General features: G+C 45.2%; 22 protein-coding genes. 17 read left to right on the top strand and 5 right to left on the bottom strand.

All coding sequences use genetic code 11. From position 1 onward, the window contains the following. Positions 1 to 118: 118 nt before the first annotated feature. From BGK61_RS00785 to BGK61_RS00760, 6 genes are all read left to right on the top strand, one after another. A complete protein-coding gene (locus tag BGK61_RS00785; protein ID WP_076012712.1) occupies positions 119 to 928 on the top strand; it encodes a DeoR/GlpR family DNA-binding transcription regulator in 810 nt (269 codons plus the stop codon). Between the two features lie 2 nt (positions 929 to 930). Beyond that, positions 931 to 2,763: a glutamine--fructose-6-phosphate transaminase (isomerizing) gene (gene glmS, locus BGK61_RS00780; protein ID WP_014999942.1), complete on the top strand. Its 1,833-nt coding sequence runs from the start codon at positions 931 to 933 to the stop codon at positions 2,761 to 2,763. Between the two features lie 263 nt (positions 2,764 to 3,026). Beyond that, positions 3,027 to 4,013 (top strand): LLM class flavin-dependent oxidoreductase, encoded by a 987-nt coding sequence (locus BGK61_RS00775; protein ID WP_076012711.1) that lies wholly within the window; start codon positions 3,027 to 3,029, stop codon positions 4,011 to 4,013. A gap of 124 nt (positions 4,014 to 4,137) precedes the next feature. After that, positions 4,138 to 5,160 carry an ABC transporter substrate-binding protein gene (locus BGK61_RS00770; RefSeq protein WP_076012710.1) on the top strand — a complete coding sequence of 341 codons (1,023 nt, stop codon included), beginning with the start codon at positions 4,138 to 4,140 and terminating at the stop codon, positions 5,158 to 5,160. A gap of 19 nt (positions 5,161 to 5,179) precedes the next feature. Continuing rightward, a complete protein-coding gene (locus tag BGK61_RS00765; protein WP_076025991.1) occupies positions 5,180 to 7,105 on the top strand; it encodes an ATP-binding protein in 1,926 nt (641 codons plus the stop codon). Between the two features lie 103 nt (positions 7,106 to 7,208). Further along, positions 7,209 to 8,285 carry a GGDEF domain-containing protein gene (locus BGK61_RS00760; protein ID WP_076012819.1) on the top strand — a complete coding sequence of 359 codons (1,077 nt, stop codon included), beginning with the start codon at positions 7,209 to 7,211 and terminating at the stop codon, positions 8,283 to 8,285. Between the two features lie 40 nt (positions 8,286 to 8,325). On the opposite strand, the gene BGK61_RS00755 is transcribed toward BGK61_RS00760, so the two are convergent. Then, on the bottom strand, positions 8,326 to 9,324 hold the full coding sequence (locus BGK61_RS00755) for an NADP-dependent oxidoreductase (protein WP_014999937.1): 999 nt from the start codon (positions 9,322 to 9,324) through the stop codon (positions 8,326 to 8,328). 385 nt (positions 9,325 to 9,709) lie between these two features. On the opposite strand from BGK61_RS00755, the gene BGK61_RS00750 reads away from it, so the two are divergent. After that, positions 9,710 to 11,068, top strand: a complete 1,359-nt coding sequence (locus BGK61_RS00750; RefSeq protein WP_076012818.1) for an OmpP1/FadL family transporter — start codon at positions 9,710 to 9,712, stop codon at positions 11,066 to 11,068. Positions 11,069 to 11,155: 87 nt separating this feature from the next. Here BGK61_RS00750 and BGK61_RS00745 read toward each other — a convergent pair whose 3' ends face one another. Further along, on the bottom strand, positions 11,156 to 12,040 hold the full coding sequence (locus BGK61_RS00745; RefSeq protein ID WP_014999935.1) for a LysR family transcriptional regulator: 885 nt from the start codon (positions 12,038 to 12,040) through the stop codon (positions 11,156 to 11,158). Between the two features lie 315 nt (positions 12,041 to 12,355). On the opposite strand from BGK61_RS00745, the gene BGK61_RS00740 reads away from it, so the two are divergent. Beyond that, positions 12,356 to 13,366: a 5'-methylthioadenosine/S-adenosylhomocysteine nucleosidase family protein gene (locus tag BGK61_RS00740; RefSeq protein WP_044556862.1), complete on the top strand. Its 1,011-nt coding sequence runs from the start codon at positions 12,356 to 12,358 to the stop codon at positions 13,364 to 13,366. A 195-nt stretch (positions 13,367 to 13,561) separates the two neighbouring features. Here the strand turns inward: BGK61_RS00740 and BGK61_RS00735 are convergent, their stop codons facing one another. After that, positions 13,562 to 14,005, bottom strand: a complete 444-nt coding sequence (locus BGK61_RS00735; protein WP_014951195.1) for a DUF2721 domain-containing protein — start codon at positions 14,003 to 14,005, stop codon at positions 13,562 to 13,564. A gap of 318 nt (positions 14,006 to 14,323) precedes the next feature. On the opposite strand from BGK61_RS00735, the gene BGK61_RS00730 reads away from it, so the two are divergent. Together BGK61_RS00730 and BGK61_RS00725 are read left to right on the top strand one after the other, a co-directional pair. Beyond that, positions 14,324 to 16,408, top strand: coding sequence for a TonB-dependent receptor (locus BGK61_RS00730; protein ID WP_014999933.1), 2,085 nt, complete (start codon positions 14,324 to 14,326; stop codon positions 16,406 to 16,408). 185 nt (positions 16,409 to 16,593) lie between these two features. Beyond that, positions 16,594 to 17,886: an NAD(P)/FAD-dependent oxidoreductase gene (locus BGK61_RS00725; protein WP_014999932.1), complete on the top strand. Its 1,293-nt coding sequence runs from the start codon at positions 16,594 to 16,596 to the stop codon at positions 17,884 to 17,886. Positions 17,887 to 17,966: 80 nt separating this feature from the next. On the opposite strand, the gene BGK61_RS00720 is transcribed toward BGK61_RS00725, so the two are convergent. Beyond that, positions 17,967 to 18,533, bottom strand: coding sequence for a YceI family protein (locus BGK61_RS00720; protein WP_076012840.1), 567 nt, complete (start codon positions 18,531 to 18,533; stop codon positions 17,967 to 17,969). Positions 18,534 to 18,881: 348 nt separating this feature from the next. Here BGK61_RS00720 and BGK61_RS00715 point away from each other — a divergent pair, with 348 nt between their 5' ends. The 4 genes from BGK61_RS00715 to BGK61_RS00700 all read left to right on the top strand — a co-directional run bounded on the left by BGK61_RS00715 (position 18,882) and on the right by BGK61_RS00700 (position 20,898). Then, the gene (locus BGK61_RS00715; RefSeq protein WP_234349543.1) at positions 18,882 to 19,205 is read left to right on the top strand and encodes a hypothetical protein; all 324 of its coding nucleotides are present in this window, start codon (positions 18,882 to 18,884) and stop codon (positions 19,203 to 19,205) included. Between the two features lie 44 nt (positions 19,206 to 19,249). Beyond that, entirely contained in the window at positions 19,250 to 19,813 is a 564-nt protein-coding gene (locus BGK61_RS00710) for a CBS domain-containing protein (RefSeq protein ID WP_014999929.1), read from the top strand. 130 nt (positions 19,814 to 19,943) lie between these two features. Continuing rightward, entirely contained in the window at positions 19,944 to 20,390 is a 447-nt protein-coding gene (locus tag BGK61_RS00705; RefSeq protein WP_014999928.1) for a hypothetical protein, read from the top strand. Positions 20,391 to 20,463: 73 nt separating this feature from the next. Beyond that, on the top strand, positions 20,464 to 20,898 hold the full coding sequence (locus BGK61_RS00700; RefSeq protein WP_014999927.1) for a hypothetical protein: 435 nt from the start codon (positions 20,464 to 20,466) through the stop codon (positions 20,896 to 20,898). Here the strand turns inward: BGK61_RS00700 and BGK61_RS00695 are convergent, their stop codons facing one another. Beyond that, entirely contained in the window at positions 20,899 to 21,837 is a 939-nt protein-coding gene (locus BGK61_RS00695; protein ID WP_014999926.1) for an alpha/beta fold hydrolase, read from the bottom strand. A 146-nt stretch (positions 21,838 to 21,983) separates the two neighbouring features. Here BGK61_RS00695 and arfB point away from each other — a divergent pair, with 146 nt between their 5' ends. The 3 genes from arfB (at position 21,984) to BGK61_RS00680 (ending at position 24,408) form a co-directional block, all read left to right on the top strand. Then, positions 21,984 to 22,400 (top strand): alternative ribosome rescue aminoacyl-tRNA hydrolase ArfB, encoded by a 417-nt coding sequence (gene arfB / locus BGK61_RS00690; protein ID WP_044557093.1) that lies wholly within the window; start codon positions 21,984 to 21,986, stop codon positions 22,398 to 22,400. Between the two features lie 126 nt (positions 22,401 to 22,526). Beyond that, complete coding sequence (locus BGK61_RS00685; RefSeq protein WP_014999924.1) at positions 22,527 to 23,204, top strand: hypothetical protein; 678 nt, start codon at positions 22,527 to 22,529, stop codon at positions 23,202 to 23,204. 124 nt (positions 23,205 to 23,328) lie between these two features. Further along, on the top strand, positions 23,329 to 24,408 hold the full coding sequence (locus BGK61_RS00680; protein ID WP_076025990.1) for a serine-rich family protein: 1,080 nt from the start codon (positions 23,329 to 23,331) through the stop codon (positions 24,406 to 24,408). Positions 24,409 to 24,477 lie beyond the last annotated feature (69 nt).

The raw sequence follows: 24,477 nt of genomic DNA, 5'->3' as shown, positions 1-24,477 counted from the left end.
TTTTGAAAGTTATGGGTTTGTTTGTGGATTGGTTCTAGGGCTTTTCTTCAGCTCATTTACTATGGCTATCGCTATAAGCGAAGCTTAGTAAAACATCCACAAAAGCATCGAGGTTGTATTGAAAAGTAGTAAATCAGTTGAACATCGCCGCCAACAAATAGTGGCGTGGGTGAAAGCACATGGTCAATCACAAGTTGAAGATTTGGCCGTGCGTTTTGCTACGTCTGAAGTCACGATAAGAAAAGATCTTGCAGCGCTATCACAGCAAGGTTTGCTAATTCGACAGTTTGGTGGCGCAGTGCCTGTACCCGATACAGGTGCAATTTCTGACCTCTCACAACCTATTACCAGTGACCCTTTCGCGAATTCAACTACTAGCCCATCAATTAACGCTATAGGGCAACTCGCAGCGAGCTTGGTTAAACCAGGCAGTAAGCTAGTTATAGATTGCGGCTCTACCACCGCATCAGTCTTGCCCCATCTGGCAAAAATCGACGATTTAGTGGTAATGACCAACACGTTATCCACTGCCAATTATCTTACCCAAAGTGATAAAGAGCCTACAGTATTAATGGTGGGAGGCACATGGGATGCGCAATCTCAGTCATTTCAAGGCGCGATGGCTGAACAGTTGGTTAGTGCCTATAGTTTTGATATTGCATTTATTGGTGCCGCGGGCATAGATGTGAACAGGGGCACCACTACCTTTAACGAACTTATTGGGGTAACCCGTGCTATGGCCGAAGCGGCCAGTAAGGTCGTGGTATTAGCTAGTTCAAAGAAATTGACGCATAAAATGCCTAATCTTGAGCTGAGCTGGAAAAACATTTCTGTTTTGATCACTGATGAAGGCATTAGTGATGAAGACAAATTTAATATTGAAAATCAGGGCGTGACAGTACTTATTGCTGCGCCGAGTGGAGAATAATTATGTGTGGAATTGTTGGCGCTGTAGCTGAGCGTAACGTGGTTGAAATCCTATTAGAAGGTTTAAAAAGACTAGAGTATCGCGGCTATGATTCAGCTGGAGTGGCGCTATTGCAAGGCGACGGAACGCTAACTCGTATTCGCCGTACAGGTAAAGTACAAGAGCTTGCTGATGCGGTTGCAGAAGGTGATGCTTTGGGCACAACCGGTATTGCTCATACCCGTTGGGCAACGCACGGTGGTGTGACCGAAGCGAACGCGCACCCTCACTTTTCAACTGAACGTGTAGCTGTTGTTCACAACGGTATTATTGAAAACTACGTTAACTTAAAAGCGCAGTTAAAAGAGCAGGGCTATACCTTTACCAGCGACACCGACACAGAAACCATTGCACATACCGTTCACGAAGAGCTTAAGTCAGGTAAGACTTTACTAGACGCTGTGCAAAGTGCCGTTAAAACATTCCACGGTGCGTATGGCACCGTCATCATGGATAAAGAAGATCCTAGCCGCGTAGTCGTTGCGCGTTCAGGCAGCCCGCTTGTAATTGGTTTAGGTCTTGGCGAAAACTTTATTGCTTCGGACCAAATGGCATTATTGCCGGTAACACGCCGCTTCATCTTTTTAGAAGAAGGCGATGTGGCAGAGATTACGCGTCGCGACGTTAAAATCTTCGATAAAGAAGGTAACGCTGTTGAACGCGAAGTGATTGAGTCGAATATCGAGCACGATGCCGGTGACAAAGCGGGTTACCGCCACTACATGCTTAAGGAAATTCACGAGCAGCCAACTGTTGTGCGCAACGCGCTTAAAGATCGTATTGACGAAAACGGACTAACCGCTGATGTATTTGGTCAAGGTGCTGACGAGATATTCAAAAAAGTACAGCATGTACAAATTATTGCCTGTGGTACCAGCTACCATGCGGGTATGACGGCGCGCTACTGGCTAGAGCAATATGCAAATGTGTCGTGCAATGTAGAGATTGCATCAGAGTTCCGTTACCGCAAGTCAGTTGTGCATCCAAACAGCCTGCTTATTACTATCTCTCAATCAGGTGAGACAGCCGATACGTTGGCTGCACTTCGCTTGGCAAAAGAGCTGGGCTATATGTCGAGTTTGACCATTTGTAACGTTCAGGGCTCGTCATTGGTACGCGAGTCAGACCTTGCATTTATGACCCGTGCTGGCGCGGAAATTGGCGTAGCATCTACTAAAGCGTTCACTACTCAGCTAACTGCGTTCTTAATGCTAACTCTTGCGCTAGGCAAAGAAAACGGCATGACAGATGCTGATAGCAAAGCTATTGTCTCTGCACTTCACAGCCTACCTGCCAAGCTTGAAGAAACGCTAGCTATCACAGGCGGAATCGAAGATTTAGCTGAAGAATTCGCAGATAAAAACCATAGTTTATTCCTAGGTCGTGGCGATCAATACCCTATCGCTATGGAAGGGGCGCTTAAGCTTAAAGAGATTTCCTACATTCACGCTGAAGCGTATGCGTCAGGTGAGCTGAAGCACGGCCCACTTGCGCTAATTGATGACGAAATGCCAGTAATTGTGGTTGCACCGAATAATGAACTGCTTGAAAAATTGAAGTCGAACGTTGAAGAAGTGCGTGCCCGTGGCGGTATTATGTACGTTTTTGCTGATAAGGATGCCGCGTTTGAGGGTGATGAAACCATGCGTGTTATTGACGTACCGCACTGTGAAGCGCCAATTGCACCTATCATCTATACCTTACCGCTACAGCTATTAAGCTACTACGTAGCGCTAATTAAGGGCACAGACGTTGACCAGCCGCGTAACTTGGCGAAGTCGGTGACGGTAGAGTAAAGCCCGCTGCTAACACACTTAGTAACGCTCACATACAAAGCCTGCGATTGACTAAATCGCAGGCTTTCTTATTTAACTAAGGTGAATATTGGCCTGCAGTCAAACAGCGTGCCCCAGGTTTAAGCCTCACTGCTTTTTAAACAACCTTCACTTCATCGATAAACCCTCTCCATCCGTCTTACTTTGCTATGCAGCGCCGTTGTAAAACAGGAAGTAAGGTCATACTTATGAGTAATTACACGGTTTAAACATTGCGAGGCAACATGGCGATACCTTATTCACTGCTAGATTTAGCGCCGATATCGGAAGGGTTTGGCGTAAAAGACGCGCTGAAGAATTCAAAGCTAATGGCTATGGAAGCAGAGCGCAGTGGCTATGAGCGCGTGTGGTTGGCTGAACACCACGGTATGCATGGCGTAGCCAGTTCCGCCACTTCGGTAGTGTTAGCGCACATTGCCAATGCCACCTCTACGATTAAAGTTGGTGCGGGCGGTATTATGCTGCCTAATCATGCACCTTTGGTCATTGCTGAACAATTTGGCACCTTGGCTGAATTATTCCCTAATCGCATTGAGCTCGGTCTTGGTCGTGCACCAGGCACGGATATGGCGACTGCAAGGGCGCTTCGTCGTAATTTACAAAGCGATGTAGACAGTTATCCAGAAGATATTCGAGAACTTCAGCATTACTTGGGTACACCGCAAGAGGGTCAGCCAATTGTTGCGGTACCTGGGGCAAATACTCATGTGCCGCTGTGGTTGCTGGGCTCTAGCTTGTACAGCGCCCAAGTGGCAGCAAAAATGGGGCTGCCATATTCGTTCGCTTCGCACTTTGCGCCCGATGCGCTATTTGATGCGCTTCATGTTTATCGCAATATGTTTAAACCCTCATCGCAATTGTCAGCGCCGAAAGCGATGGCGGGTGTTATGGTGGTGATTGCCGAAACCGACGAAGACGCAAAATATTTGTTCACTTCGGTTCAGCAACAATTTATGAACATGCGCCGTGGACTAAATAAACCTTTCGCCAAGCCTATGCGTAACTTTGATGAGTATTGCACCGCGACAGATGAAGCAATGCTATCGAATGTGCTTAGGTATGCGCTGGTGGGCTCCAAAGAAACAGTGCAAAACAAGTTGCATCATTTTGTTGAAGCAACAGGCATTGATGAAATTATCGTGTCGATGCCAATTTATGATATTGAGGCGCGCTTATTCAGCGTCAATGCATTTGCAGAAATCGCCTCTTAGACTGCAGGAGGTTATTACCTGTGTTGACTGTATGGTTATAACTTCCTCTATGAATGCCCATCGAATAACCTTATGATACGTCCATATGTGCGTAATTTCAGTTAGTTGTGGTAGGACTACATTCATGACAAAGGTCTGGTTTTCCTTATGCTTTGCCTTCTTTTCGCTGGTGTCGGAGGTAAGCGCTGCGTCTGAGAAAGAAGCTTTAGACCTTATTGTTCTTGAAACGCTGCCCGTTCCGGTGGTTTCCGAGTCTCGTGCTGAGTTCGAAAAAGAGCTAGTACGAATTATGCCGGAATACGAGATAAGCGTAACCACGTACAACGCAGAAGGCTCTGAAGTCCGCGCCAAGGAGATCCTTGTCGAACTTGCGCAGAACCCTGCTCCTGACCTGATCGTATCCGTGGCCACACTCGCCACACGTGCGCTAAACGCGTCAGAAGAATTTCTCGATACACCCAAGCTTTTTATGGTGGTTTCTGCTCCTGTGGAGGAGGGAATTGTGCCTGCTATCGGCGCAGTTAGTGAGCGTAATATGACAGGCGAGTCACACGTGCTAGATGCTAAGGTGAAACTAGACATGTTAGAGGGCGTCTTGAGAGCCTCTAAACCCTCATCTCCCTTTACTATTGGGCTAGTCCATTCTACGTACCCATCTTCTAGCAACTTGGTGAATCAATTGCTGGCACTTAATGATGACTATGAGAATATCAATCTCGTTGCTGTTAGTACGCCCTATTTAGAAGGCGATGACGGTCTGCTTGAAATGACTGACAGTATTATTAGCAGCTTGCAGCAAAAAGCAGGTGAATTAGATGGTTATTGGCTTTCATCAGGCCCGCTAGCTGAATCAAAAGGTTTAGTCACGAAAGTAAAAGAAAAAACCGGCTTACTCCCATTATTTGCGGAAAGCATTTCTTCGGTGAAAGAAGGAGCGCTTCTTGGCGTTGTGTCTGAGCCTGCAAGTATCGGAAAATCAGCAGCACGGAAGGCAAAACTCATTCTTGAGAAAAAATCGGCGAGAGACATTCCCGTCGATAAGATGGATACGTACACTGTAGCGGTTAATGTATCAACGGCAATAAAACTACAGTTGCCCATCCCTTCAAGTTATCTGAAGTTATCTAAAAAACATGTGTATCAATAAGGCCTGATTAGAAGTAAGTATGCGGATTAAAACGAAACTGCTGGTTATATACATTCCAATATTACTTATTGGAATGACGCTCACAGGATATTGGGCTTATTTAACAGCGTACGATTCAGTGCGCGAGAGGGAATATCAGCTTCTTACTCAAACGCTTACTCTAAATGTTTTAGAAATTATCGACGAACGGCGAGAGCTGCTTATTGAATCAGGTCTAGAGAATGTGCCGGTGTTTCGCGAGGCTTATCAAAAGGAAGTGTTTGAAGAGTTAAAGTCGTTACAGCAAGCCACTGACCGTCACTTTGCTATAAGTGATAAAAGTACTGATACGGTTGTGTTTAGTACAATGGAGCATACGCTTGTGCCCAGTGCCGAGAATGCAACGATAGCGACCATTGCCCGCAGGCAGGTGGCGTTTGGCGAGTCAACCATCAATGACGCTGACGTGTTATTTGCGTGTTCTGAATTTGCACCGTGGAATTGGAAAGTCACCGTTTTACAACCCGCAGATTCATTGCAGTCGTCGTTATCTACTATTGCTTGGCTAACGTCGTTAGTGACGCTGTTCGCAGTCGTTATCGTTAGCTTATTAATGGGAAGAGTTACGCAAGTATTCGTTGTATCTCCTATCGAAAAAATAAAATCTGCAGCGAGCCGTATTGCCGTTGATCACAAGAAGGTCAACATCGATTTACAGCAAAATGATGAACTAGGGAGTTTGGCGCGAGATGTAGAGGCAATGTCTGGCGAAATCGAGCAATATGTTGACGAAGCGCAACAGGCCAACCGGGCAAAAACAGATTTCCTCGCGGTTATGAGCCACGAAATTCGTACCCCGCTAAACGGCATCCAGGGGCTAGCAACGCTACTTCTTGATACACCGCTATCAGATAAGCAGCACCAATACGCCAGTGATTTGAAGTCATCGGCGTCTATCCTAGCTACTGTCATTAACGACGTTCTGGACCTCTCAAAAATTGAATCGGGTATGACAGAGGTCGATGTAACAGAGTTTGACCTCGACGCTATGCTAAACGACCTCATTACGTTGCTGGGCACGAATGCCAGCGCCAACAGTACCCGGTTGATCTACAGCAGTAAGAACATGGAGTCTGTGGCTGTAATCAGTGACATCACTAAGCTTCGCCAAATCATTATTAACTTGGTCAGCAACGCCATTAAATTTACTCACAAAGGGACTGTGAGTATCACTGCCAAACTTAAGCAGCCATCAACAGACACCGTGAGTGATAACCGTTTGGTGATTGCAGTTAAAGATACCGGCATTGGTATTGAGCCAGACAGGCTTGAGCATATTTTTGATAAATTTACTCAATCCGATTCGTCTATAACGCGAAAGTATGGCGGTACGGGATTGGGCTTAGCGATTGCTAAGCAGCTAGCCCAGATACTAGGCGGCGACATTAAAGTAGTAAGTAAAGTCGGGGAAGGCTCATGCTTTACGGTTACCGCAAGCGTGCAGTCGCGACGCAAGGTGGAGTCGGCAGCTGATTCAGATTCCGCCCGACAAGCGGAGCGCGCTAGTTTGCCCGCGGGTATTAAAGTTCTATTGGCAGAAGATAATGCGATTAACGCCGTCGTTGCGCAGGCGCTTTTAGAGCAGCTCAACTGTGATGTTGAGCATGTGGATAATGGGTTAAAAGCCGCCGCGCGAGTTGAAGAAGGTGGAATTGATGTTGTTTTCATGGATGTACACATGCCGGTAATGGATGGTATTGAAGCAACGAAGCGCATACGCAAATTAGAAGGGGAGCTTAGTAAGACCCCTGTCATAGGGCTGACCGCAGAAGCGTTTAAAGAGCGTCACGTATCCTTCAAGGAAGCAGGTATGGACGACATTGTCACTAAGCCAGTTACCGTTGAAGCGTTACAAGAAAGTTTGCTAAAACTGGCGCTTAGCCAAGATGTCACTGATAATAGTTAAAGCAAAGCAACTTCAGTGAGCTGAAGTTGAAATAACCGGTGTTTACTTCCATCACTGGCGTTTCTTCAAATGGTAAACGGTAATTTATTGCTTAAGGTGGCGTGTGCAAATCAATAAACCCAGCGAGTTACTTCGGCTGCGAATAGCGCTGATCATTGGTGCTGTACTCGTGCTAGCCTTTATGGCCGCCGACTTAATGTTAATCCCTCATAGTATGTATGAGCTGTATGTATTTGACCGCTTACTTCTTCAGCTTCCCATTGTACTTGTCGTGGTTGTCCTTTCCTTCTGGCGCAAGTTTATTCAATATCGAGCATGCATTTTCGCCGCTTTACTCATCGCTCTTACTTACAGTAACTACTGGCTGATATGGGTTTGCTGGGAAGAACACAACTTCATTTTCCCTTACGAAGGTACCATTTTATATGCCTTTTTTTGTGTCTTTGCGCTGGGTATCACGTTTAAATTAGCGCTTGCCGCCAATGTCATCAATATATTGGGTTTCTTTGGTTTAATGTGGGTTGCGCCGGTGTACGGTGACAGAGTGCTAATTTCAATGGCATTTGTTTTAGGGTCTTTATTTATCTGTGTTTATGCGCGTTATCGACTAGACCGCAGCGTGCACATGATTAAAGAAACTAACGACAGACTACTTAAGCTTAGCAAGTACGACCCATTATCTGATTTATTAAATCGACGCGCCCTTAGGGAACAAAGTGAAAAGCTGTTGGCATTCAGCAAGCGTCACAAGGTGTCGATGGCGGTAATGATGCTCGATTTAGATGACTTCAAAAAATACAACGACAGTTTTGGTCATCAGCAGGGTGATGAAGCAATAAAAGTGCAAGCCCGCATTATGAAGCAGGTGTTTAAGCGCGAAACAGATATATTAGGTCGATACGGCGGAGAAGAATTTATTGTTGTATTGAGCGACATTGAGCAGTCCCAAGTAGAAAAGCACTGTGATGCACTGTTAGACAAGTGGAAAGAGGCGGCTTTAGAACATGCGAAAGAGGCGAAGCACCCGCTAATGAGTTGTTCAATTGGTGTGGTATTCGCGAATTCGGTCGATAAAATGACCATAGATTGTCTTATCGACGAGGCCGACAAAGCGCTTTATGACGCCAAGGAAAAGGGTAAAGCGCAATATGTATTAGTAAAGGCGCAGTGTACAAGCTAACACTGCGCCTCATTCTGATAGATTTAGAGCTTAGACAGATTTAGAGCTTTATTAGCATCTTTCCGGTGTTCTTGCCTTCAAACAACATATTTAGGGCTTTTTCAGCGTTCTCCAAACCTTCCACCGTATGTGCGCGGTATTTGATTTTGCCTCGTTGAACATAAGGTGAAAGTTTTTGTAACAACTTAGGAATTTCACCCCAGTGATCCGGCATAGCGAAGCCACGAATGTTTATGCGCTTTTTAATCAGTGGGATCCAGTTCGGGCCCGGTGACGGCGTTTCTGACTGGTAGTCGGCAATCATTCCACACACCACAATACGACCATGGGCATTCATTCTATTAAAAATGTGCTGCTGAATAGGACCGCCCGTATTTTCAAAGAAGACGTCTATTTTGTTTGGTGTAAGCTCCGCCAACTTTTCTTCTAAATTATCGGTTTTGTAATTTATGGCACCGTCAAACCCAAGTTCGTTCACAATCCAGTCGGCTTTTTCGTCGCTACCTACGACCCCAATTACGCGAAGGCCGTCTGCTTTCGCAAGTTGCCCCACAATGGAACCTACCGAGCCTGCTGCGCCCGTAACAATAAGCGTTTCACCTGCTTTTGGGTCGCCAAAATTGTACAAACCCGTTGTGGCTGTCAAACCTGGTAGTGCGAAAACGCACAGAGCCATTTCTTCGGTAACACCAGGCTGAAGTTTGTTAAACCCAGTGCCATCACTTAGCACATATTCACTCCAGCCGGTCATGCCCATCACTTTGTCGCCAACTGAAAATTTAGGGTTGTTCGACTCCACCACTTCGCCCACACCGCTTGAGCGCATCACATCCCCAAGCTCGACAGGTGGGATGTAGCTTTCTCTGTCTTCGCTCATCCACCCCAACATGGCAGGGTCTAAAGACATATAGGTTTGTTTTATCAAAATTTGCCCATCTTTAGGCGTAGGAATTTCAAGCTCTTTGCTTTCAAAAAGGTGCGGACCAATTTTTCTATCATGGGGACGCTTAACAAGCGTAATAGCTTTGTATGTTGACATGGTATCCTCCGGCAACAAGTAAATGGGAACGGCGTTTTTCGAACGGTGAAGCGCGTTGTTTAACACGGGCGCGTCCAAACATTGAAAAGAGGGTGGGGTTTATGGGCTTAAACACAACCTCTAACGCTGACTGTTTATAAATTTGAGTGAAACGTTTTTACATTTCCAATAGTTGTTAGTGATAGTCAATTAAATTGGCGTTAACAATATTGAGATCTTTCATTAACCGTGCATTATCAAATTTGCTTATAAATGCATCGAAGTTGTCGCTATAATTGTAAAAAATGCGATAAAAGAGCGTAAATGGCGTTTACTTGCATTGAACAAAAGTACTCAGATCCGTAGAATGCGCTGTGCAATTTTCCCCTATTACAATGAGTATTTTATGAAGCAACAGTTTTCTCTACGTGCCTCAGTTTGCTTAGCGCTTGCTACCTTAGCCTCTTCTTCTGCGCTGGCAGCTGGTTTCCAAGTTAATGAACACAGTGCAAACGGCCTGGGCCGCGCTATGGCTGGTCAAGCAGCTAAGCCAGAGAATGCCTCTATTCTAGCGACTAACCCAGCAGCAATTGGTGTATTTAAAGAAGCTGAGTTCAGCGCGTCAGTAAGTTTTATCGATCCTAACGTCGACATTGATGGTGATGTAAGCTTTGCATTAGGCGAAAGCCCAGTTGGCCAGCCTATGCCAGCGGCAGAAGACAACATTGCTGATACTGCTTTTGTTCCAGGGTTCTTTTATGTAAGGCCAATTAATGAAAAGCTATCTGCTGGCGTGGGTGTATTTACAACCTATGGTCTTCGTTCAGATTACTCTGATGATTTCGGCGCGCTGCACTTTGCTGACACGGCTGAAGTGAAAACGGTAACTCTTAACCCAGCTGTTTCTTACAAAGTAAATAAACAGCTTATGGTTGGTTTTGGCTTGAACATTACTTATGCAGAAGCTGAAATTGGCTCTGGTGTATCAAACACCCTTGCAGGTACGGTTGCTGCCCTAGCGCCAACAGCAGAAGCTTTAGGTATTACTTTACCTACCCTTACTCCTGGCAACTCACTGTTTAGCATGGAAGGCGACGATATAGGCTATGGTTGGAATGCAGGTATTTTCTGGCAGCCAACTGATATGACCAATGTTGCGCTTTCATATCGCGCGGAAACCAAACTAGAGCTGGAAGGCGCAGTATCTTCACAGACGCCTGTGTTTCCTATCAACTTAAATCAGCCTGGTAGCCTAGATTTGAATCTTGCAGCCATTACAGAGCTAGCGGTTGATCAGAAAATTGATAACCAGTGGTCAGTGCAAGCAAGTGTTACCTTCACTGACTGGAGCACGTTTGAGAAGCTTGAAGCTAACCTAGAAGATGGTATCGATTTCCTAATTAAAGAAGAGAATTTCGATGACTCTTGGAGAGCGGCACTTGGTGTAACTTACATCCTAAATGACGAAATCACTCTACGCGCTGGCTATGCTTATGACGATGGTGTGGTATCGGTAGAGAATCGTTCACTAAGTATCCCTGATACGGATCGCCACTGGTTCTCTGGTGGTATGACTTACACATTGAGCAAAGACACATCAATTGATGTAGCGTATGTATTCATTGATGGACGTGAAGCGAATATCAACAAAGACAGAACTATTCTAAGAAACGTTCTGCCAGGTACTGATTTCACTACTAACTTCACTGGTACTCAGTCAGCTACTGCGCACATTCTAAGTGTTCAAATGAACACTCGCTTCTAAAAATAAAGAAGCCAAGGCAAATAAGAAAGGCAGCGTATTTACGCTGCCTTTTTATTTGCGATGGAACTCTTGCGCAATATTTTACGGCTAAATTTGCGCGAACAAATCTTGCAAACAGGTAATTGCTGCACTGATTTTGGCTGGCATGAGCTCGCGCTTTGGGGTTACCGCATATACCGTGTAATCAGGTAGTTGCCAGTTGGTAAAGAGCTGTTTCATTTCACCAGACTTTAATAGATGTCTCACTTCAGGCTCCGGAAGAACAGCGTAGCCAACACTATCTTGGGTAAGCTTAATGAGCGTCTGCATAGAGTTGACGTCAATGCGTTGAGTGTCCAGTTCATACTCGCCCCCGTCTGCATGTTTCATCACATAGTCGTCGATATGCCTGTGAGCAATATATGCATGTGCACTAAGTGCGTCAGGTGAAGTAAGCTTTTCGCTAGCAAGTGGATGGTCTGCAGAGACACACAAAATACGCTTCCACGTCGCAAGTACTAAGCTGCTGAAGTTGGTATCGGAAACCGGGGCGAAACAAAGAACAAGATCTGCACTAGAAGCGATAATGTCTTTAGGCTCGTCAGTCACGGTTAAAGAAATTGTTATTTTAGGAAATTCTTCACAAAGCTTTTTCAGCGGCTCGCTTAACAGTCCTCCGCCAAACCCCTCAGGTGCGATGATATTTATTTTACCAGTGGGATCGTCCTGTAGACTTTCAATTTTCTGCTGGGCGAGTTCTGCTGTTTGCAGCATTTGCTTACTGGTTTCGTAGTAGATGCGGCCTGCTTCCGTTAGGCTCAAGCTTCGGGTGTTTCGATTAAAAAGGCTAAGGCCGATATCATGCTCTAGCTTTCTTAACTGCTGGCTAATAGCTGAGACAGTCATATGAAGCTCTCGGGCGGCTACACTCATGCTGCCGCTATCAGTTACTGCAACAAAAACCTGAAGAGAGCGAAGTAATTTAGTGTTCATGGCGCTTGGTTAATCCTTTTTATTGGCCGCAGCATTTTGACTGTTCATTTGTAGCAAATTAACGACGGAAATGGTCGAATTCTACCGTATTTTAACGTTGATGAACGCTTTTGAAGCGGGTCTTTACGCAATGCTTACATTAGAAATGTTATGCAGCCCCATTGCATTAGTAGTTAAAAGTAACAAGAGAGTTCACCTTGTTTTAAAGATGTTTTCTTTCTGTTTTTAAATAGTAAATTATTGAAATGCAGCGTTTCTTTATTTGATTAAAGTGCTAGTTTAATTACTCACTAACTATGCAGCTGAGAATCGCGAATGAAACGATTTACTTTGATGATTATCGTTCTGCTCTCCACGTCGTGGGTGGGCGGATGTGCTTCTACCCAAACATCCGTTAACTCCTCATATGGACCCGCCGCGTTCTCACAACCGGCATTTACAGCAGTCACCGTGGCGTATGCACCAGAAATGCAGGGTATTCTTAATCGTATTGAACAAGACCCCAATGCATCCATTCATACCACCACAACAATTAAGGGCGTTACATATCGCATTGGTACCTATCACGACGAGCCAATATTGATATTTGCTACCGGAATGAGTATTGCCAACGCTGCAATGACTATGCAGATGGCGCTTGATTACTTTCCGGTTAAGCAGGTGGTTTACATGGGGATTGCGGGAGCGGTTAACCCAAAATGGCAACCGGGTGACGTAATTGTTCCCGCGCGTTGGTATTATCATGACGAAAGCGTGTATACCAATGAAGACCCAAATGCGCCAGGCGAATACATACTTCCTGAATATTATGCAAAGTTCATCGAAGAGCAAGATGAACGCCGCGCTAAAGATCCTCACACACCAAAATATAAGCCCTTTCACTTCATTCATCCTGACGAAGTGCTTATTGTGAAAGAGGGGATGGATACACCACAAGACACCGCCTATTTCAGCGCGACACCACGCCTTTTAGCCGCTGCAAAACAGGCTATAAGCTCCATGCCAACGCAGCGCGTGCTAGAAGAACGGGACGCTGAACTCTTCGTTGGCGGAAACGGTATTACCGGGTCTGTGTTTATGGATAACCGCGAGTATCGAAAGTGGACAAGAGACGTATTTGATGCCGAATTAACTGAGATGGAGTCAGCCGCGATTGGTCAGGTGTGTACGGTTAATGATGTCGATTGGGTGATTGTGCGGGCCATTAGCGATTTAGCGGGTGGACAAGAGGGGGTTAACGTAGAAAACAAGTACGACCAAGAAGTCTCTAGAATTGGCGCTAACGTTTTGTTTTCTGTGTTAGACACATTAGCTGAGGACGAGTAGCGGTTAGCATGATATGCATCGATAACGCATTTGCTTCTTTGCATATATCAGAGCGTTTCAAAGTGAAGCCAATAGCGACTACCTAAAACGAAAAAGGCGGATAGGGAAGGTTAACAATACGCTCTATCCGCCTTTCTTAGGTGCTTCTAACGTTATCAACTGAACGTCAGCGAGCAAACCGTTGACGTGGTGGGACTAGCGAATGGTTCTGACCATATTTATGGTGTTAGTCGCAAGTTTTACTTCAACCAGAAAGACAATAAGCGCACTAATCAAAAACATCATAGCCAGTATGAACAACACGATGACAGGTGTTTTTAAATCGACAACCCACAGCGACCCAGAGAACAGCGCCATAATGACAGTACACACCATTAGTCCAGCGGCGACACACAGCCCAATCGCCCAGTTAATCACTTTTACCCTGCGCCATAGCACCTTAATTTCTTTCTTTGAGCGATCGACAATATGCGGGTCTGATAGAGTATGAATCTGTCTTTCCGCCACCCTCACCCTGTCTGATATTCGGCCCAGCCGAGATGACATAACATTGAGAAAGCCCGCAATACCGGTAAGTAAAAATACGGGGGCAACAGCGAATTCGATAAGCTGTGAAAGACTAGGAATAAGTGTGTCCAATGGTTCCTCCAGCGAACAAAGTTTGGTGTTCTAACTTCAGGCAAAGGGTGATTAACCCGTTGCTGCAATCTATTTACGTACTGCCAGTCTATTTACGTTAAATACACGTAACATAGAAACAGTGTATAGAACTAAGACATGTGTTGTGACAGTAAAGTCTGCGAACTGCAAAGTCTACGCCAACGCTTAAAACAGTGATATGACGCAATTGTCGAAAAGCCGCAATAGTTTAGCGGTTTTTTAACCCATTCTTACCTAAATTAACGGTAAACTAGCACCCATTGCTAAAAAAACATTTTGTCATCATAAGGATAGATAATGCGCTTTGCCCCATGCCTTCCTCTGTCGTTAATCACCGTGTCTTTGCTGTCACATACAGCTACTGCCCAAGAAAAAAATGAAATAGAAACAAACGAAATAGAAAGAATTGAAACCACGTCTTCTCGTATACAGGGTAGCATGAATGCTTCTGCCTACGCGGTGTCGTCTATTTCAGAAGAAACGCTTTCGCTGCTTTCATTTCAACATATCCAAGAGTCGCTGAATTACATTGCGGGCGCCGGTGTACAGCGGGGCAACGGACAAGAGTATTTGCCTGCCCTTCGTTCGCCAGTGTTAACTGGAGCCGGTGCATGCGGCGGAATTTTAGCGGCCGAAGACGGTATTGCGTTGCGCGCAGCAGGGTTTTGCAATATCAACGAGCTGTTTGAAGCGCACGGTGAAATAGCACAGCGTATTGACGTGATAAAAGGCCCTGCGTCAGCGCTTTATGGCTCTAATGCGATACACGGTGTGATTAATGTGATTACGCCTGACACAACACAAGGAGACGGGGAATTCAGCGTTGATTATGGGTCTTATGGCTTTCATCGCGTAAAGCTTAAAGAAGGTAAAGACTTTGGTCGCAGCGGCGTGGGTATTGCTGCTAGTGTTACCAGAGATACAGGATATCGAAATGAAGAGGGCGTTGACCAAGAGAAAGTCTCGCTTCGCCACAGGCTAGAGTGGGATAACACGGTTATCACGAGTGGCCTTACTTATACCCATTTAGACCAAGAAACTGCCGGCTACATAGAAGGGTTTGAAAGCTACAAAAATACACAAATAGCCAAGAGCAACCCGAACCCAGAAGCGTTTCGAAAAGCAGAAAGTCTTAGGTTATGGAGCAAGTTCGATACAAACTTTAACGGCGGTCATGCACTGTCGATTACACCTTACTTACGCAACCAGGACATGCGTTTTAGAATGCATTTTCTTCCAGGCAAACCCCTTGAAACGAATGCCCAAAAAGGCGTTGGTGTGCTTTCTCAGTTCAATTATGTCTTCAATGACAGCTTGAGTGCGGATATAGGGCTAGACGTAGAATACACCAAAGGTGAATTAACCCAGTCACAAGACAGCGCCACAGAAGGGTCTGCCTTTTTAGTTGAAACCATTCCTGTAGGCAAACACTATGATTATGATGTAGATGCAAAGCTATTTGCGCCTTTCTTTTCGTTTAACTGGCAAGCTGAGCGTTGGGCTATTTCTGTGGGCGGACGCTTTGAATCTATGCAATACGACTACACCAACAATATGAATGTCGGTCGTTTACGCGAAGATGGCACAGAATGCGGTTTTGGTGGATGCAGATACTCCAGACCAGCAAACAGCGAAAATGATTTTGATAACTTTAGTCCGAAGCTTTCACTTCGTTATCAACTAAACCCACAAACCCAGTTATTTGGCGGCATCGCAAGAGGCTATCGCGCACCTCAGGCAACAGAGCTGTATCGTTTGCAGCGTGCACAAACAGTAACTGATCTTGACTCGGTAACCGCCGATAATATCGAAGTGGGAGTTACAGGCACGCTACTTGAAGGTAGCTATACACTTAGCCTTTACAGCCTACAAAAAGATAATGTGATTTACCGCGACAGCGACTTTTTTAACGTGAGCAACGGTGAAACGTGGCATAGAGGTATAGAGCTTTCTCTTGATCAGCAGCTTAATGACGCATTGCGTTTAGACTTTGCTGGCACGTATGCAAGACATACCTACGAGCACAGCCAACTTTCAGGTGAACAAGACATTAAAGGTAATGATATTGATACCGCGCCAAAGCTTCAGTTTAACGCGCGTTTAAGCTTTGATATGTCGAGAAAGGTACAAACGCAGCTAGAGTGGCAACATGTTTCGAGCTATTTCACTGACGCTGAAAATCTCAACGAATACGAAGGGCATGATTTAGTTCATGGGCGTGTTCGTTATAGCGTGAACGAAGACGTTACGCTATACGCACGAATTAACAATATATTTGATACGGACTACGCTGAACGTGCCGATTTTACTAGCTTTACAGGCCCTCGTTACTTTCCCGGTCGTCCTCGAAACTTCATGATAACGGCGTCGTTTTCATTATAGTTTCAAATAAATAGGTGTAATAGATAACTATTAATCCTGAAAATGCAGACTATTGCCGTGATTTGCTTGTACCCCATCGGCTTCAGGCGTAGTCTGTAGACATCAGCATGGGTTTCAGTCACGCCATGTATAGCGCTTTTTAAGGTCAGGCGACATACGTGGAATGATTGTTAATAGGTATACCCATGCAAAAAATAGTAATTGTTGGTGGCGGTGCTGGTGGTCTTGAATTAGCCAGTCGCTTAAGCCGCACCCTCGGGAGAAAGAAACAAGCCGAAATTACCCTTGTCGACCGCAGTCGAACCCATATCTGGAAGCCGCTATTACACGAAGTGGCCGCTGGCGTCATTGATAAACATTCAGACGGTGTGGACTACGCTATTCACGCTGCCGCTCATCATTACCGCTTCCAATTAGGTGAAATGTGCTCGCTTAACGCGCAGGCGCAAACTATAACCTTGTCGCCTCTAATCGATGAGGAAGGGACACAGGTTTTGCCTGAGCGCGAGATTCATTACGACCAGTTAGTGCTGGCGGTTGGCAGCGTGAGTAACGACTTCGGTACGCCAGGGGTTGCTGAGCATTGCTACTTCCTCGACTCGTTAAAGCAAGCTGAACGCTTTCACCGAGCGCTCCTTAATCAGCTTATCCGCATTAATCAGCAAGAAGACAAAGACGCCAGAATTGATGTCGCCATCGTCGGGGCAGGAGCAACAGGTACTGAGCTCGCCGCTCAACTTCACCATGTGGCTAATTTGTCTAAGGCTTACGGTATGCCAGATATGTCGGCTTCTCGTCTTAAAATTACTATTGTGGAAGCCGGAGAGCGCATATTACCGGCGCTTCCTGAGCGCATAGCAAACTCTGCAAGAAAAGCACTGCATAAGTTGGGCGTAGACATTAAAGAGCAAACCATGGTGGCCGAAGCCGACGCGACAGGGTTGATCACCAAAGACGGTGGCCGGATTGACGCTGATTTAATGGTGTGGGCTGCAGGGGTAAAAGCACCTGACTTCATAACAAAGCTAGAACTTTTTGAAACGAACAGAGCCAATCAAATTCTTGTTGATAAGCAGCTTCGCAGCACTACGCACAAAAATATCTGGGTATTAGGTGACTGCTGTGGCTTCCAGCAGGAAAATGGAAAGTGGGTGCCACCTCGGGCGCAATCTGCTCACCAAATGGCTGACATCGTTGCGCACAATATAACGTCGTTATTTACCCAAAAAGGTACAAAGGACTTCACTTATAAAGACTATGGTTCGCTGGTTCACTTGAGTAAATACAGCACAGTGGGAAGTTTGATGGGCTCACTATCAAACAGCAGTATGTTTATTGAAGGGCGTCTAGCTAAGTTGGTTTATGTTTCTTTGTATAATATGCATCAGTTTGCGGTACACGGAAAAATTAAAGGTGCACTTAAACTACTAGTGAAGAAGTTAAGTCAGGCCATTAGCCCTAAGCTGAAACTTCACTAACCACATATAAAAAAAGAAAGCCCCGTGTTCGGGGCTTTTTTAAATCATAAATTTAGCTCGCTGGAACTAAATGGAAATAGCTATTGCTTTACGCCTTCAACGTGAAGCTCTAGTTCTACTGTTTGCGACGCTGGGCCTAAATCATAGTCGATACCATAATCTTTAAGTGCAATAGTCGTCGTGCCCATAAAGCCTGCGCGGTAGCCGCCCCATGGATCTTTACCTTCGCCAATTTTCTTGGCTTCAATAGTAATAGGCTTTGTCACACCGTGAAGCGTGAAGTCACCCGTTACATCCATCGAGCCATTGCCTTTATCGACAATTTTGGTGCTGACAAACTTCGCTTCTGGAAATTCGTCAACATTTAAGAAGTCGTCGCTTTTAAGGTGCTTGTCACGCTCAGCGTGGTTTGAATCGATACTGTCTGTATCGATAGTCACCATTATCTTGGCTGCACTTGGTGCTGCATCGTCGTAACTAAAGGTACCTTTGAAATCGTTGAAGCGACCAGTAAGCCACGAGTAGCCCAAGTGTTGAATTTTGAAGTTGATAGACGCGTGAGCGCCTTTGCTATCAATCACATAATCTGCGGCGTTAGCGGTGCTCAAAGACAGCGCTGCGGCCAAGGCAAGTGTTAACTTCTTCATCATTTCTCCTTTATCCTGAATATTATCGAAGCCGTAACATCTGCTTCAGTGTGTCGTCGTTGCTAAAACGTACAGCAAAAGTCATGCGACCTAGTGTATTTCCAATTACACCGGCTAAACATCATATTTAATGAGAGTATTCATTCTTGTTTTTAGAATGAAGACATAGCCAACGGCCTGTAAAACCACGTTAATAGTTAGCGTCTTTAATCTAGTGTCGTTTAATGGTCGATAAAATGCGCCAAACACCTCTATTAAACGCGCCAAATACTCTTATAGTTTAAATAAGAAGTAACAAAAGTGGCTTCTTGGCTTCAACGTTGTTTAGTTCAGTAGAGGTTGTACGCTTTGCGCGTTTCATACGTTTTGTTGGCTGTCATTCTGCCAGCGCTATTTTCATCACTGGTTTCCGTCTCTGTATTGGGAGAGGGAAGAAGTGTGCAAAATATGACGGGGCAATCGAACAGTGCTACTGCGCTTTCAACCCTTATAAGTGAGTGGGAAAGCTCGGCTTTTGAGGTATCTGACGACGACATTGATGACGGCATTCCGTTTGTTAACATTGCCAATGGTGTAGAGCAGTATTGGCTTTCTGCTGGAAAAGCAGCTGATGCGAAAATTTTCACCAAACTACGCGCAAACATCATACGAGGGCCCCCTACTTTCGCTTAATCATTTAAAAAAACGCATTTTTTATTTTTGATTAGGAGAAAGGTATGCACGCCTTAAATCTATATAAAACCGAAGCTATCGATACCTTGGCATGGCCGGTTGTTGAAAACACTATTACTGTCAATTCATCTGCTATGGCGGTCTTCACAGACTTTAAGCAGCACTTACCCCATGTTATTGACGCTCGAACTCCGGCAACGAAAGTAGAGTCGATTATGCGTCAGTCTCATGTTCGTATGATGCTGGTGGTAAACAGTGAAAACCGTTTCATAGGCATTGTTACCAGTCACGATGTGGGTGAACAGCAAATCATTCAGCGTGTGAGCGAGCTTAAGGTTAAGCGAGAAGAACTCACCGTTCATGACTTCATGCGCCCTAAAACCTCGCTTATGTCTTTCGACTTCAGTGAACTAATGCGTTCGTCTGTAGGTGACGTAATAGAAACACTTAAAGACTACGGACAGCACCATTGTCTTGTCATGGACAGAGACAGTCATGAAATTCGCGGAGTGATTAGCGTTAGCGACATTGCCAGAGAACTGCGCTTGCCGCTGGATATACAAGGCCGCCCTACGTTTGCTGAGTTAATTAATATCCTCGCAGCTTAATTTTCAATTTTTTCAATACTGGACCATACTTTAACTACGCGTTGCTTTTAAACAACGCGTAGTCAAAGGCATATATCGCATTAACGGTATTTGCTAACTCAACATTTTATTGAAGTAGTTAGGTGGTTATATGCAGTATGCTCATGGCGAATTCATCATTACACGCTGTGGTGATGCGGTGCTAACGCAAGCCTATGGGCCTTGGAACAAAGAGTGTGTGAATAGTTTTGCTGGTGAATATCGCACTCACTCTGAGAGTCTACATGGGCAGACCTGGTGCGATATTGTTTGTGTCATCGGAGAATCCCTGCTTATCCCAGATGCTGAAACGCTCCTTCATGAGCGTGTTGCTTCAGTAAACCCCATAGGGCTTACACATGTTGCCTTAGTGATGGGGGAGTCATCCGTGCGAGCAACCACACAGGCGCAGCTCAAACGCGTGTATCGCGATACCAATATAGAATATGTTTTCGTGGATTCAGTAGAGGACGCCGTTGAATGGTTATCTTCAAAAGGGTTTACGGTTGACCAAGAAGGTATTGATGCACACCGCGAGAAGGTTTCTATGAAGCTTTAGGGCAAACTTGGTACGCATTTCGCAACGTCTTATAACATCTATATAACATTGTTCGATAAGACGAGGCGATACTATGAATAGATCATTATTTCCTACTAGTGTTGTTACCAAAGCGTTTACTTGGGCGTACCAAGAACTGGGTCTAAATATCAAGCAAGCTTCTGAAATACTGGGTATTTCTCCATCTTCGTTGGCGCAGACCACGCTACTTGGCTTTGAAAGTGGTACCACAGAATATAGAAAGCAGTTGGCGTTTATTCGTATGTATCATTTACTCATCTCATTGTCAGATGGGGACACTGAGCAGATGAAAGTGTGGTTTAGCAGCTACAACGTCACGCTTGAAATGACCCCATTCGAAATGTGTAAAGAGCACGATGGTATTGAACGCGTAGCTGACCAGCTTCGTAAATTGAAGCAGTCGTCATGTGGCAGAGAGCGCTCGCTGGCCGTTATCGAGTATTCCCATAAGGAGCAGGTAGAAAAAGTCGGCGCGACCCTTCATTAATCAATCGGCTTTGCTCTTGTCGTCTATCGATACAATGAAATCTGCACATGCTTGTACCTGTGTAACGGGGATCATATGACCGGTGTTAGCAATGACTTCGTGTACAGCAGAGTCAATCGCTTTAGTCACTGCCGCGATGTGCTCATCTGGTTTTAAAATGGTATCTTTTTCGCCATACAACACGCCTACCGGGCATTGAATTTCTCCGTAGCGTGCTTGTTGTCTGTGCAGACTACCTTGAGCTGAAACAGTATCTCGGCTCCCCTCATAAAAGCTTCGAGAGTGAAGCGCCAATAAGCCCCCTCCAGCCGTTGAAAAAGAAGCCGGTACCAGTTCGGGGTGAAAAATTTGGGCGACTTGTTTTCTGCCTAACCGTGCTCTTAACGGACTGGCGATTGTTTTTGCCACACTACTGCGTACCCACTCATTAGGAATGTAGAGAACCGACAAAGGGCCAGCACCACCTTTAAGAGGCGTAGTCAGCGGGCATAAGAGCGAAACTGACTTAATTTTTTCAGGGGCGTCAATTGCCATCCTTAACGCAATGCCTCCTCCCATTGAGTGCCCAGCAATGCTTGCCTTTTCAATACCCTCTTTTTCCATCCATTCGAGAATCATTTTACTTTGCTGCTCAAAGTTTGCTGGTGTTCCTTTGTAACGGCTCGAAAACCCGCTTCCTGGCCGGTCAATTGAGTAAACCGTGTAACGGGGTGCAAGGGTTTTGGCTAATTCATTAAAATTGTTACTATTGCCCAATAAACCGTGAATAAGAATAAGCGCCGGCCCGTTTCCTTGCTTTTGCCAATGTATTACTCCTCCTTCAACAGGGGTGAGTTTACCTGACGGAGAGAATGCGCTTTCGATGCTGCTGTCCATTTTGGCAGTAAACCAAATAAGAGCCACGAAGATACAAATAAAAATAAGCAAAGCAATGAACATGTTGTACTTCCTAAATAAGGGTGAAAATTAACCTATCGGTTAACCCTAACGTGGTCAAGTAAGCAGTAGTGATAGTGCCCTATAGATGCAGCGGTGCTATTGATGCAAAGTTAACGTGGCTAAGCCATGAACAAATAGGATTCGAGATGGAATTAATGATAACCCCTTCTATCGCTATAGATGAGGGCGAAGCGGAATTGCAAGCCATTCGGGCCCAGGGCAGTGGAGGGCAGAATGTCAACAAAGTAAGTAGCGCTATCCATTTGCGTTTCGATATCAATGGGTCATCGTTACCTGAAAAGCTGAAGCAAAAGCTGCTTCAACTAAATGACAGTAGGGTGACAAATGACGGCGTTTTTGTGCTTAAAGCACAGAATTTTAGGACTCAGGAGCAAAACAGAGAAGATGCGTTAGCGCGTCTGGTTGAGTGGATAAAAGCTGCTACGGTTGAACAAAAACCGCGCATAAAGACCAAGGTGAGCCGTGCGGCAAAAGCACGTCGTGTCGATGTAAAAAAACAACAAAGTGCTAAAAAATCTATGCGTAAGAAAGTGGAATTTTAAACAAAACTCGTCTAAAGTATTAAGCCTTATAGATGTCATTTCGCAAGACAACGGAAAATTCTTAAAATAATAAACGAATGTGTCTTGTGCTTATGCTAATTATTGGAACTTAGGGAAGCATACAAAGTGACGCGTTCGAACGTTATTCCTATGGTGCTATTTGCAGCCATAGTAGTTTCGCTTGGGATTAATACACCACAAGCCGCAAACGAGATAATTGCTCGTTTGTTCAATAAATCCATTTCTAGTACCGAACTGCAGCCTTCACAGGCTGATGTAGACCGTTTTCAATCTATTTTGACCGACAAGTCAGAGAAAGAAGTGCGAGCCATTTTGGCTCACCGTGCCCTTGGTAATAAAATTACCGAGTCTGTACTTTCTGACTTTGCCGATAAAAATGCGATCGAGCCCAATGAAAGCGAAATTCAATCTGCGTACTCGGTAATAAAACTATGGACCGTAGATTTAGACAGTGATGGCGCCTATCAAGATGAAGAACTAGAGCGTTATCGTTTAGCTATGGCTGAAGGCATGGCAAAAAGCTGGAAAGTATCGAAGGCACTTTACGAAGCGTATGGTGGTGATGTGGTTTTCCAACAAGATAACCCACTAACGCCTGTTGGTGCTTATCAAAAACTGTTCGAACAATATCGCGAAAAAGGTGAATTCGTTATTTATGACCCTGCTTTTAAAGCCGCGTTTTGGAGTTCAGTTAAAATGAAATACGCCAAAACCTATGACCCAGAGAACATAGATTTCTCGCTTCCCTGGTGGGAAAAGAGCATGACTGCTTCAGAAAAATAGTTCGAAAATGCCCTGTTTTTACAGGGCTTTTTTAATTCTTTTTAAAAAATCTATTTTTGCGCGGAATAAAAGATCTTCTTCAATCGTTATCTCAGTGTCCTTTATGAAAAACGGAGATAAACGGATGAAAAAGTTAAATACTGCAATTGCACTGGCTTTAGGTATCGCTTCAACATCAGTGTTGGCTCAAGAAACTGCATTTTCTTCGAATACTTCAGCTAATGCATCGACTTCTGCATCGCTTTCAATTACAAACGGTGCAAACTCACAATCTGCTACTCAAGCTAATACGCAGACTTCTGCTGAAGGTGAAGCCTTTACGCAAAGCCAAGCGTCTACCAAAAATTCAGCTAACGCTAGCGGACAATTTTCGGCAAGCCAGTCAGGTAATGACCTCTCTACCGTTCAGGGATCGAACCAAGTGTCTGAGCTAGCCCCTGAAGAAGAGGGTGAAGAGAACGCTGACCAAGCATCACCAAACGAAGTGGCGCAAACGTCTACGTCAAACGCCAGTTTGTTAGCAAATAGCACTCAGCAGCTTTCGACAGCAGCAGCGGCATCTTTGTTATCAACTTCGCAAGCTTCGGTTGATGGTGCGGTGTCTGCAGCATCAGAAACAGCAAATACCATGACAGCGTCGGTGTCAGGAACGGTGTCAAACAGTTTGTCTGGTTCTTTATCTGCGCTTTCATCAACTTCGGCAAACACAGACCCAAGCGGTGAAGCAGAAAGCGCTACACAAACTGCGACACAGGGTGCGGAATTAAACCAAATAAGCACGCTAGCTAACGTTAACGCGGTAAATACCGCAGGTGGCTCGCTAACGGGAGATGTAAGTGGCGCGCTCAGTAATACTTCCCAGGCCGCCGCAGGCAATAGTGTATCAAGTGCGGCAGAGAGCACGGGTGCAGGCACCATTGAAAGTGCAGTAGACGGCGGCGTAACTAATACAGTGACTAGTGCTGTAACTGGAACGGTTGGCACCGCTGTCGAAGGAACGGTTACTGATACGGTAGCAAGCTCTGTCGAAGGTGCAGTTTCAGGGACTGTTGAGCAAACTGTGTCAGCAACAGTTGGAAATACTGTAGCAAATACGGTGGAAAGCTCAGTAAATAATACAGTGACGAGCTCGGTAGAAAGCGCCGTAACAAGCACGGTAAACGACAACGTTACATCAAGTATCTCTGGCGCTCTAGGCCTTTAACATCTTGGCCAAAACCAATAGGTGGGAGCCGAGCAATCTTGAGCTAGCGCTTTAGATAGCCACCTTAAA

Source organism: Alteromonas abrolhosensis, assembly GCF_001953635.1.
Lineage (GTDB): Bacteria > Pseudomonadota > Gammaproteobacteria > Enterobacterales > Alteromonadaceae > Alteromonas > Alteromonas abrolhosensis.
Note: the sequence above shows the minus strand (reverse complement) of the source record. Positions and strands in the feature narration are given on the sequence as shown.